Raw genomic sequence first — 11,195 nt, 5'->3', positions numbered from 1 at the left:
CCATGACTTCGACCACCGTTGCTCCGGCCCCCGTCGCATCCGGCATGGATGCGCCTTTCGATGCACCTTTTCGTGTCGCCGCCATCCAGACGGTGACGGCCATCGATGTGGACGCCAACCTGGCGCGCGCAGATGCGCTGCTCGCCGAGGCCGCCGCGCAGGGCGCGCAACTCGCGCTGCTGCCCGAGTACTTCTGCATGATGGGCCGCAAGGACAGCGATAAGGTCGCTATCCGCGAAGGCGACCAGGATGGCCCGATCCAGACTTTCCTTGCCGATGCCGCACGCCGCCACAAGCTGTGGCTCGTCGGCGGCACGTTGCCGATGTGGTGCGAAGACGAACAGCGCGTGCGCAATACGTCGCTCGCATTCAACCCGGCCGGATTGCGTGTCGCACGCTACGACAAGATCCACCTGTTCAACTTCGTGCGCGGCGAAGAGCGCTACGACGAAGCCCGCACCATCGAGCCCGGCGCCACCCCGGTTGCCTTCGACGCACCATGCGGCCGTGTCGGCATGTCCGTGTGCTACGACCTGCGCTTTCCGGAGCTGTATCGGGCGCTGGCGGCACAGGGCAACCTGAACTTGATTCTGATGCCGGCGGCCTTCACCTACGTGACCGGCGCCGCGCACTGGGAAATCCTCCTGCGCGCCCGCGCCATCGAAAACCAGTGTTATGTGCTGGCCGCCGCTCAGGGCGGGCGCCATGAAAACGGCCGCCGCACGTGGGGCCATTCCATGCTGGTCGACCCGTGGGGGGAAATCATTGCCTCCGTGCCCGAGGGCGAAGGCGTTGCCATCGGAGACATGGACCCCGCCCGCATCGCACAAGTGCGCCGGGACCTGCCGGCGCTCAAGCACCGCGTGATGTAAGCCAACCGAATTTTTTTGCGAGAACCGACCATGAACGCAGGCGACATCGCCATCCAGAATCTGTCCATCGCGCGCCGCGTGCTGCTCGATCCGTACGGCCTTGATGAAGCTCATCTGCAGCGCGCGCTGGCCGACATCTTCACGCACCGCGTGAACTATGCCGATCTGTACTTCCAGTACACCCGCAACGAGGCATGGAGCCTGGAAGAAGGCATCGTCAAATCCGGCAGCTTCAGCATCGACCAGGGCGTGGGCGTGCGTGCCGTGTCGGGCGACCGCACGGCGTTCGCGTATTCCGACGACATCAGCCTGCCCGCGCTGATGCAGGCCGCCGGTGCCACACGCACGATCGGCAAAGCCGGCGCCGGCCGCGTGAAGGTCGCCAGCAGCCTGGCCAGCACCCCGGGCAGCCACTCGCTGTATGCACCGAATGACCCGCTCGATTCGATGACGGCTTCCGAGAAGGTTGCGCTGCTGGAGCGGATTGAAAAGCTCGCCCGCGCCAAAGACCCGCGTGTGGTCCAGGTCATGGCCGGTCTGGCCGGCGAATACGACGTGATGCTCGTCGCGCGCAGCGACGGCGTGATCGCCGCAGATGTGCGCCCGCTGGTGCGCATCTCTGTCACCGTCATCGCCGAGCAGAACGGGCGCCGTGAAATGGGCAGCTCCGGCGGCGGGGGCCGCTATGCCTACGGCTATTTCACCGACGACCTGCTGCGCGAATACGTGGACGAGGCGGTTTCATCCGCACTCGTCAACCTGGAAGCCAAACCGGCACCGGCCGGCACGATGACCGTGGTCCTCGGCCCAGGCTGGCCGGGCGTGCTTCTGCACGAGGCCATCGGCCACGGGCTGGAAGGCGACTTCAACCGCAAGGGCTCGTCTGCATTCTCCGGCCGCATGGGCGAGCGCGTGGCTGCAAAGGGCGTCACCGTGGTCGACGACGGGACGCTTGCCAACCGCCGCGGCTCGCTCAACCTCGACGACGAAGGCAACCCCACGCAGTGCAACACACTCATCGAAGACGGCATCCTCACCGGCTACATGCAGGACACGCTGAACGCGCGCCTGATGAAGATGCCCGTGACCGGCAACGCCCGCCGCGAGAGCTACGCCGCCCTGCCGATGCCCCGCATGACCAACACCTACATGCTCGGCGGCGACAAAGACCCGCAGGAGATCATCGCCAGCGTGAAGAAGGGCTTGTATGCGGTGAACTTCGGCGGTGGCCAGGTCGACATCACCAACGGCAAGTTCGTGTTCTCGGCCAGCGAGGCCTACATGATCGAGGACGGCAAGATCACCTACCCCGTCAAGGGCGCCACGCTGGTCGGCAGCGGCCCGGAATCGCTCAAGCACGTGACCATGATCGGCAACGACATGCGCCTCGATTCGGGCATCGGCGTGTGCGGCAAGGAAGGCCAGAGCGTGCCGGTGGGCGTAGGCCAGCCGACCCTGCGCATGGAGAACATGACGGTGGGCGGCACAGTTTGATTGCCCTCAGACCGTCGTTTTGGCGCCGCAGGCACGGAAAATCGGCGCTTGCGGCCCTCAAAAAAAGGGTTTATAAAGACGGTTCGATTGGTGCGGCGCAGTAGGTTCAAGCCAACTGAGCGCCACAAATTTTTCTGCATTGCCTCGTTTTCCTCTCATGTCCTTCGCCAAGTTTTTTTACTTTTACTTTTGGCATCTCGCACCGCTGGCGGAAGGAGAGGGGCGCTTGCAGCAAAAATAAAGCACCCAGCAGATACCGAAAACCGCCAGCGACCCTGGCGGTTTTTTTTCGCCCAGTCACCTGCCCCACCCCGGCACCGACGCGAAACATGATCCGAACACAGTAGACGTTTCCAATAGAACTCAAGACACATCCCCGGAGCATTCCATGCCGAAGAACACCGACGATTTGCGCATTCGCGAACTGAAAGAGCTGACGCCGCCGTCGCATCTGATCCGCGAATTCCCGTGCAGCGACACCGTGTCCGACCTGATCTACCAAAGCCGGAACGCGATGCACCGCATCCTGCACGGCATGGACGACCGCCTGATCGTCATCATCGGCCCCTGCTCCATCCACGACACCAAGGCAGCGATGGACTACGCCCGCCGCCTGGTCGAGCAGCGCGAGCGCTTCAAGAACGAGCTGGAAATCGTGATGCGCGTGTACTTCGAGAAGCCGCGCACCACGGTCGGCTGGAAGGGTCTGATCAACGATCCGCACATGGACGGCAGCTTCAAGATCAACGACGGCCTGCGCACCGCGCGCGAGCTGCTGATGAACATCAACGAGCTGGGCCTGCCCGCAGGCACCGAATACCTCGACGTGATCAGCCCGCAGTACATCGCCGATCTGGTGAGCTGGGGCGCGATCGGTGCGCGCACCACCGAAAGCCAGGTGCACCGCGAGCTGGCTTCCGGCCTGTCGTGCCCGGTCGGTTTCAAGAACGGCACCGACGGCAACGTGAAGATCGCCGTGGACGCGATCAAGGCCGCATCGCAGCCGCACCACTTCCTGTCGGTCACCAAGGGCGGCCACTCGGCTATCGTGTCGACGGCCGGCAACGAGGATTGCCACATCATCCTGCGCGGCGGCAAGGCGCCCAACTACGACGCTGCCAGCGTGCAGGAAGCCTGCGACGCCATCTCCAAGTCGGGCCTGGCCGCGCGCCTGATGATCGACGCTTCGCACGCCAACAGCAGCAAGAAACACGAGAACCAGATTCCGGTGTGCGAAGACATCGGCCGCCAGATGGCCGCCGGTGACAACCGCATCGTCGGGGTGATGGTGGAATCGCACATCAACGCCGGGCGCCAGGACCACGTGCAAGGTACGCCCGTGTCCGACCTGGCCTACGGCCAGAGCGTGACCGACGCCTGCATCGGCTGGGACGATTCGGTGAAGGTGCTGGAAACGCTGGCCGACGCCGTGCGCAAGCGCCGTCTCGTGCCGGGCAGCGGCAACTGAGACGCCATCAGCGTGATTTGGGAAGGACGCCTGCGGGCGTCCTTTTTCTTTGCGCGCGCATCAATGCGCAGATCTATAACAAATGTGAGCGAAACGTATCAAAGTCACACAAGTGCGTTGTCTTTGACATATCGTAGGTGGGTTCCCCCCCTGCCCTTTCGGAGGCACCCATGGCAGACAACCTGGCGGACACCGCCGTCAACACCGCAAGCAAGTACCAGGCAATCGTGGCGCAATACGCCGCCGACGTCGGCATGAAGATCCTCGCGGCCATCGTTTTCTGGGTGGTCGGCCGCTGGCTGATTAACCTGGCCGTGCGCATGGTGGAAGGTTCACTGAGTCGACAGAAGGTCGATCCGACCGTGCTGCGGTATGTCGGCTCCATCATCACCGTCACGCTGAATGTGCTGCTGGTGATCGGCATCCTCGGCTATTTCGGCATCCAGACGACGACGTTCGCGGCGCTGATTGCCGCAGCCGGTGTGGCGATCGGCATGGCATGGTCGGGCCTGCTTTCCAACTTTGCGGCGGGCGCGTTCCTGATCGTGCTGCGGCCGTTCAAGGTGGGCGACTTCGTGACGGCCGGTGGCGTGACGGGCACGATCAAGGAGATCGGCCTGTTTGCCACGACCATCAACACGCCGGACAACGTGGTCACGATTGTCGGCAACGGCAAGATCTTCGCCGACACGATCCAGAACTACACCTCCAACCCGTTCCGCCGCGTCGAGCTGAAGGCGCAATTGGCCGGCAGCGCCGATCACCGGGCCGCCATTGCGCTGCTCAAGGAAAAGGTGGCCGCCATTCCGAACGTGCTGACCGAACCGGCGGTCGATGTTGAGATTCTCGAGTTCAACCTGGTCGGGCCCGTGCTGGCGGTACGCCCGTACACGCACAACGACAACTACTGGCAGGTCTATTTCGACACCAACCGCACCATCAAGGAAGCGCTGGCCGAAGCCGGCTTCCCGGCGCCGACGCCATCGCAGGCGCTGACCATCACCACGCCGGGGCAATTGGCGGGGCTGGCCGCCGTGGCGCAAAGCACGACGACGCCGACAAGCGTGAACTGATTCAGCGCACTGCAGAAGCAAACGGCCCGGCGAGGTAACGTCATCTCGCCGGGCCGTTTTGTTTGATGCGGACGGCAATTACGCTGGCTTGTGCTCGTCGCGTTTCCAGAGGACGTCCGTGCCGCCATCTGCGCGATTGAGCACACGCGCCAGCACGAACAGCAGGTCCGACAGTCGATTGACGTATTGGCGCGGCGCCTCGCCAATGGTCTCGGCGCGGCCGAGTGCGACGATGCTGCGCTCGGCACGGCGCGCGACGGTGCGGCAGACATGCGCCTGGGCCGCAGCGCGGCTGCCGCCGGGCAGGATGAATTCGGCCAACCGCGGAAGATCGGCGTTGTAGTCGGCCAGCCATTGGTCGAGCCGCAACACGTGCGCGGTCGTCACCATCGTGTAGCCCGGAATGCAGAGTTCGCCACCCAGATCGAACAGGTCGTGCTGGATGGCGGTGAGCGCCGTGCGCACGCCGTCGGGCAGCGTTTCCGTCAGCAGCACGCCGATGTGCGAGTTCAGCTCGTCGACGTCGCCGATGGCGGCGATGCGCAGGCTGTCCTTGGCCGTGCGGCTGCCGTCGCCGAGGCCGGTGGTGCCGTCGTCGCCGGTGCGTGTGGCGATCTTCGATAAGCGGTTGCCCACGGTGCGTCTCCCTGTATCGCGTCAATGTTGGTGGCGCCATTATCGCAAGGGCGGCACGACCCCGGCGTTAGAATGACAGCTCGAGCCGGCTTCAGACCGCTGCCCCACGCGAGACGCCATGAACCATCCAGCCCCGCCCTCCCAGATCATCCGCAAGCCGATTCCCCCGGCCATGCTCGACGCGCTGCGCACCCGCTTCGGCGATCGCGTCTCCATGAGCGAAGCCGTGCGCGCCCACCACGGCCGCGATGAATCCGCCTACGACCCGATGCTGCCCGACGCCGTCGTCTTCGCGCAGACCACCGAGGAAGTCGCTGCCGTCGCCAGGCTCTGCTTCGAGCACGAGATTCCGCTGATCCCGTATGGCGCCGGATCGTCGCTCGAAGGCCATCTGCTGGCCGTGGCCGGTGGCGTGAGCCTCGATCTCTCGCAGATGAACCACGTGCTGTCGGTGCACCCCGAAGACCTGACGGTGACGGTCGAGCCGGGCGTCACGCGCAAGCAGCTCAATACCGAGATTCGCGATACCGGTTTGTTCTTCCCGATCGACCCGGGCGCGGATGCATCCATCGGCGGCATGTGCGCGACGCGTGCTTCCGGCACCAACGCCGTGCGCTACGGCACGATGCGCGAGAACGTGCTGAACCTGACGGTCGTCACCGCAGACGGCCGCATCATCAAGACGGCCAACCGGGCGCGCAAATCGTCGGCGGGGTATGACCTCACGCGGCTCTTCATCGGCAGCGAAGGGACGCTGGGCATCATCACCGAGATCACGCTGAAGCTGTATCCGCAGCCCGAAGCCGTGTCGGCGGCGGTGTGCGCCTTCCCGAGCATGGGCGATGCGGTATCCGCTGTGATCGACACCATCCAGATGGGCGTGCCGATTGCGCGCGTGGAGTTTGTCGACGCGCTGGCCATCCGCGCGATCAACCAGTACGACAAGCTGGCGCTGCCCGAGATGCCGACGCTGTTCTTCGAGTTTCACGGCTCGGAGCATGGCGTGCAGGAACAGGCCGAGACCGTCCAGCAGATCGCCGCCGAACATAAAGGCCAGGGCTTCGAATGGGCAATGCGCCCCGAAGACCGCAGCCGCCTGTGGAACGCCCGACACAACGCGTACTTTGCGTTCCTGCAGCTCAAGCCGGGGTGCCGCGCCGTCACCACTGACGTGTGCGTGCCCATCTCCCGCCTGGCCGAATGCGTGGTCGAGACCGAGAAGGACTTGCTCGCCAGCGCGCTGCAGTTGCCCGCCCCCATCGTTGGCCACGTGGGCGACGGCAACTTCCACGTTGCGCTGCTGATCGACCCGAACAAGCCGGAAGAACTGGAAGAAGCCGAGCGCATCAACCAGCGCATCGTCGCGCGTGCGATCGCCATGGACGGCACCTGCACAGGCGAACACGGCGTGGGCCTGCATAAGATGGACTTTCTCATTGCCGAACACGGCAACGATGCGATCGACCTGATGCGCAGTGTCAAGCAGGCGCTGGACCCGAAGCACATCCTGAACCCGGGCAAGATCTTCCACCTGTAACCGATTCACCCACCAGCGACCGCCCGCATGTCCTCCGTCTTCAAGCGCGTTCCTCCGTTGCATCTGCTGATTGCCTTTGAGGCGGGGGCGCGCCATGCGAGCTTCGCGCGTGCGGCCGAAGAGCTATCTGTCACGCCCAGCGCGGTATCGCACCGCATCAAAAATCTGGAAGAGCTGTGGGGCGAAGACCTGTTCGTGCGCACCGGCACGGCACTGCGGCTGACTGCCGCAGGCACGCGCTACCTGCGCAGCGTGCAGGATGCGCTCAAGAGCCTCCATGAACTGGCCCGCCCGGAATTCAGCAAGCAGCGCGCACGGCTGCGTGTGGCGATTCCGCCCACGTTCGGCCGTCAGCACCTGGTGGCTCGCATTCCAGAGTTCAACGCGCTGTACCCGCATATCGACGTGGAACTGCATCTCGCCATCCCGTTCCTCGACGTGAAGGCCGAGGACACCGATGTCGAGATCCGCTATGGCACCGGCCGCTACCCAGATCTGAAGACCACGTTGTTGCTCAACGAGCCGGTGTTCCCTGCGTGCGGGCGCGGCTATTTCGAGCAGATCAGCGGCAACACCATCACCGAAGCATCGCAACTGCTGAACCTCACGCTGCTGCGCAGCCCCCTTGAGCCGTGGCGCCCGTGGTTTGAGGCGGCTGGGCTGGACGCGCCCGAGCCCGCCACCGGTTCGCTCTTCAACGACATCGGGCTGATGCTGGAAGCCGTCGTCTCAAACCAGGGGGTGGCGCTCGTGAGGCAGGCAATGGCCCGCAACTGGCTGGCCTCGGGGCAGATCGTGCGGCTGCTGGACATCGAATCGACGTCGCCACATGCTTATTACATCGTGCAGCGCGAGCAGGCACCGATGAAGCCGGAGGCGCAGCATTTTGTGGATTGGTTGCTCGGGCTGGATTGGTAAGCCGTCAGCCGCCAGCCGTGGGCAGTGGAGGCGCGTCGCCGGGCCTCAAACCACCGGATTCGAAACTTTTAGTATCGACGTTGACGTTCGGAACGCCAGCGTTGATGAAAAAAGCAGCAACGTCGGAGCAAAAAGCGTCATGGGTCGACCCTCTGAGCCTCGAAGTCGACGTTCCGAACGTCATCGTTGCTGTTTTTTTCATCAACGCCGACTGTATTTGCCTCACGCGTGAGGTATCCGAACCTCAGATTCGAAACTTTTAGTGTGAGAGTCGGTGTTTTGAACCCCGCCGTTGGTCGTCAAAGGCTCGATCGTGAAGGTCGGACCTCCACCCACGGCCGGCGAAACCTTGCTGCATCGCGATGAACCACATTGGCCGTCCCGGCGAGCCAAATTCATCGCCGCAAAAGTCCTTAACACGCCGCGCGGGGCGGCGGCCGGGCTATAGTGCCTCCCACCCCGGCCAGTGCTGGCGGGCAGAACCATGAGAGACACCCCATGAATGCGCCATCGTCGTTGTCCGCCACCGCCCGCGATCTGACCGCCCTGCAGGCCGAGCTGACCGCCGCGCTGTCCAACATCGTGTCCGACGACGCGCTGCTCTGGGAGCGCGAGGACACTACTCCGTATGAATGCGACGGCCTCGCCGCTTACCGGCAGGTGCCGCTGGCCGTGGTGCTGCCGGATACCGAGGCGCAGGTCGTCGAGATCCTGCGCGTGTGCCACCGCATGGGCGTGCCCGTTGTGCCGCGCGGCGCAGGAACGAGCCTGTCCGGCGGCGCGATGCCGACGCCGGGCGGGCTGGTGCTGTCGCTGGCCAAGTTCAAACGCATCATCAAGGTCGACCCATACACACGTACCGCGGTGGTCCAGCCGGGCGTGCGCAACCTCGCCATTTCGGAAGCCGCCAACCCGCATGGGCTGTACTACGCGCCCGATCCGTCGTCGCAAATCGCCTGCACCATCGGTGGCAACGTCAACGAAAACTCGGGCGGCGTGCACTGCCTGAAATACGGCCTGACCGTACACAACGTGCTGCGCGTGCGCGCCGTGATGATGGACGGCGAGGTGGTCGAATTCGGCAGCGAGGCGCCCGACGCACCGGGCCTGGACCTGCTGGCCACGGTGATCGGCTCCGAAGGCATGCTGGCGGTGGTGACCGAAGTGACCGTGCGCCTGATCCCGAAGCCGCAACTCGCGCAGGTGATCATGGCGAGCTTCGACGATGTGGAATCGGGCGGCAACGCCGTGGCCGATGTGATTGCCGCGGGCATCATCCCGGCCGGGCTGGAGATGATGGACAAGCCCGCCACCGCCGCCGTTGAGGAATTCGTCTGCGCCGGCTACGACCTGGACGCGGCCGCCATCCTGCTGTGCGAATCCGACGGCACGCCTGAAGAGGTGGCCGAAGAGATCGCGCGCATGAGCGAAGTGCTGCGCGCCTCGGGTGCCACCCGCATCCAGGTCTCGCAAAGCGAAGCCGAGCGCCTGAAGTTCTGGAGCGGCCGCAAGAATGCATTCCCTGCGGCAGGCCGCATCTCGCCGGACTATTACTGCATGGACGGCACCATCCCGCGCAAGCACATCGGTACGCTGCTGCGGCGCATCCAGCAGATGGAGCAGAAGTACGCCCTGCGCTGCATCAACGTGTTCCACGCGGGCGACGGCAACATGCACCCGCTCATCCTCTTCAACGGCGAAGACCAGGACGAATGGCACCGCGCCGAACTGTTCGGCTCCGATATCCTCGAGACCTGCGTGGAACTTGGCGGCACGGTGACGGGCGAACATGGCGTGGGGGTGGAAAAACTCAGCTCGATGTGCGTGCAGTTCTCGGCCGAAGAGCGCGACGCCTTCCTGCGCGTCAAGGCGGCGTTCGACCCGGCGCGTTTGCTGAACCCCGACAAGGCCATCCCCACGCTCGCGCGCTGTGCCGAATACGGCAAGCTGCACGTGCGCAACGGCCTATTGCCCCACCCCGATCTGCCGCGCTTCTGATCGCCGCCTGACCATTCCGAAGCCGCACGCAGCGAACAAGCCGTTGCGCCCGAAGGTTCAACATGCCCATCACGTCTGACACCGCCCTTTCGCCTGCGCTCGCACGCTTTCGCGACGCCATTACGCAGGCCGCAAGCAACCGCACGCCGCTCACCCTGCGCGGCGGCGGCACAAAGGATTTCTATGGCCGCGCGCCTGCACCCGACGGCACCGTGCTCGATACGCGCGAGTGGTCCGGCATCGTCGATTACGACTGTGCAGAACTCGTCATTACGGCGCGCAGCGGCACACCGCTCGTCGAGATCGAAGCCGCGCTGGCCGAGCACCGCCAGATGCTCGCGTTCGAGCCGCCCCACTTTGCTGCGGATGGCAAGCAGGCCACCGTCGGCGGTGCGTTTTCAGCCGGCCTGTCCGGCCCGCGCCGGCAGTCGGTGGGCGCGCTGCGCGATTTTGTGCTCGGCGCGGTCGTCATGGATGGCCGCGGCGACATGCTCAACTTCGGCGGCCAGGTGATGAAGAACGTGGCCGGCTACGACGTCTCGCGCCTGATGGCCGGCGCGCTCGGCACGCTGGGCTTGATCGTGCAGGTATCGCTGAAGGTGCTGCCGATGCCGTTCTGCGATGCGACGCTGCGCTTCGCAATGCCGCAGGCCGAAGCCATCGACACGCTCAACCGCTGGGGCGGCCAACCGCTGCCGATTGCCGCGTCGGCGTGGATCGATGGCGCGCTGTGGGTCCGTTTGAGCGGCGCCGATGCGGCCGTGCGCGCCGCCATTGCCAAGCTTGGCGGCGAGCGCGTTGACGACGCGGAAGGGGCCGCATTTTGGCGCGACCTTCGCGAGCAATCGCATGCATTTTTCGCCCGCGCCGTGCAAGGCAGCCTGCCGCTGTGGCGCATCGCCCTGCCCCCGGCCACGCCGCCGCTGGCGCTCGGTCATGCGTCGGCCGATGTGCAGCTCGTCGAATGGGGCGGCGGCCAGCGCTGGTGGATCGACACCGGCAACACCTCCGCCGACGCCATCCGCGATGCTGCCCGCAAGGCCGGCGGCCACGCCACGCTCTTCCGCAACGGCGACCGCGCCAGCGACATCTTCACGCCCGTCGCCGCGCCGTTGATGGCCGTGCACAAACGCCTGAAAGACAGCTTCGATCCGCACGGCATCTTCAACCCGGGCCGTCTGTATTCAGCGTTCTGACTG

Annotated in this window: 9 protein-coding genes; 8 read left to right on the top strand and 1 reads right to left on the bottom strand. The window is 64.9% G+C overall.

From position 1 onward, the window contains the following. Positions 1-2 precede the first annotated feature (2 nt). The 4 genes from AAHM38_RS05625 (at position 3) to AAHM38_RS05610 (ending at position 4,907) form a co-directional block, all read left to right on the top strand. A complete protein-coding gene (locus AAHM38_RS05625; RefSeq protein ID WP_012762819.1) occupies positions 3-872 on the top strand; it encodes a carbon-nitrogen hydrolase family protein in 870 nt (289 codons plus the stop codon). Positions 873-902: 30 nt separating this feature from the next. Next, complete coding sequence (gene tldD / locus AAHM38_RS05620) at positions 903-2,366, top strand: metalloprotease TldD (protein ID WP_012762820.1); 1,464 nt, start codon at positions 903-905, stop codon at positions 2,364-2,366. Between the two features lie 388 nt (positions 2,367-2,754). Then, positions 2,755-3,834, top strand: coding sequence for a 3-deoxy-7-phosphoheptulonate synthase AroG (aroG, locus tag AAHM38_RS05615; protein WP_012762821.1), 1,080 nt, complete (start codon positions 2,755-2,757; stop codon positions 3,832-3,834). Between the two features lie 170 nt (positions 3,835-4,004). Continuing rightward, positions 4,005-4,907: a mechanosensitive ion channel family protein gene (locus AAHM38_RS05610; protein ID WP_012762822.1), complete on the top strand. Its 903-nt coding sequence runs from the start codon at positions 4,005-4,007 to the stop codon at positions 4,905-4,907. A gap of 78 nt (positions 4,908-4,985) precedes the next feature. Here AAHM38_RS05610 and AAHM38_RS05605 read toward each other — a convergent pair whose 3' ends face one another. Continuing rightward, positions 4,986-5,543, bottom strand: a complete 558-nt coding sequence (locus tag AAHM38_RS05605) for a cob(I)yrinic acid a,c-diamide adenosyltransferase (protein WP_009241457.1) — start codon at positions 5,541-5,543, stop codon at positions 4,986-4,988. Between the two features lie 118 nt (positions 5,544-5,661). On the opposite strand from AAHM38_RS05605, the gene AAHM38_RS05600 reads away from it, so the two are divergent. From AAHM38_RS05600 to glcE, 4 genes are all read left to right on the top strand, one after another. Next, positions 5,662-7,080 (top strand): FAD-binding oxidoreductase, encoded by a 1,419-nt coding sequence (locus AAHM38_RS05600; protein ID WP_012762823.1) that lies wholly within the window; start codon positions 5,662-5,664, stop codon positions 7,078-7,080. A 27-nt stretch (positions 7,081-7,107) separates the two neighbouring features. Further along, positions 7,108-7,998, top strand: a complete 891-nt coding sequence (locus AAHM38_RS05595; RefSeq protein WP_012762824.1) for a LysR substrate-binding domain-containing protein — start codon at positions 7,108-7,110, stop codon at positions 7,996-7,998. Between the two features lie 498 nt (positions 7,999-8,496). After that, positions 8,497-9,996, top strand: a complete 1,500-nt coding sequence (locus tag AAHM38_RS05590) for an FAD-linked oxidase C-terminal domain-containing protein (protein ID WP_012762825.1) — start codon at positions 8,497-8,499, stop codon at positions 9,994-9,996. Positions 9,997-10,058: 62 nt separating this feature from the next. Then, complete coding sequence (glcE, locus tag AAHM38_RS05585; RefSeq protein ID WP_012762826.1) at positions 10,059-11,192, top strand: glycolate oxidase subunit GlcE; 1,134 nt, start codon at positions 10,059-10,061, stop codon at positions 11,190-11,192. Positions 11,193-11,195 lie beyond the last annotated feature (3 nt).

It is taken from the genome of Ralstonia sp. OTU4908, from assembly GCF_038440115.1.
Lineage (GTDB): Bacteria > Pseudomonadota > Gammaproteobacteria > Burkholderiales > Burkholderiaceae > Ralstonia > Ralstonia pickettii.
Note: the sequence above shows the minus strand (reverse complement) of the source record. Positions and strands in the feature narration are given on the sequence as shown.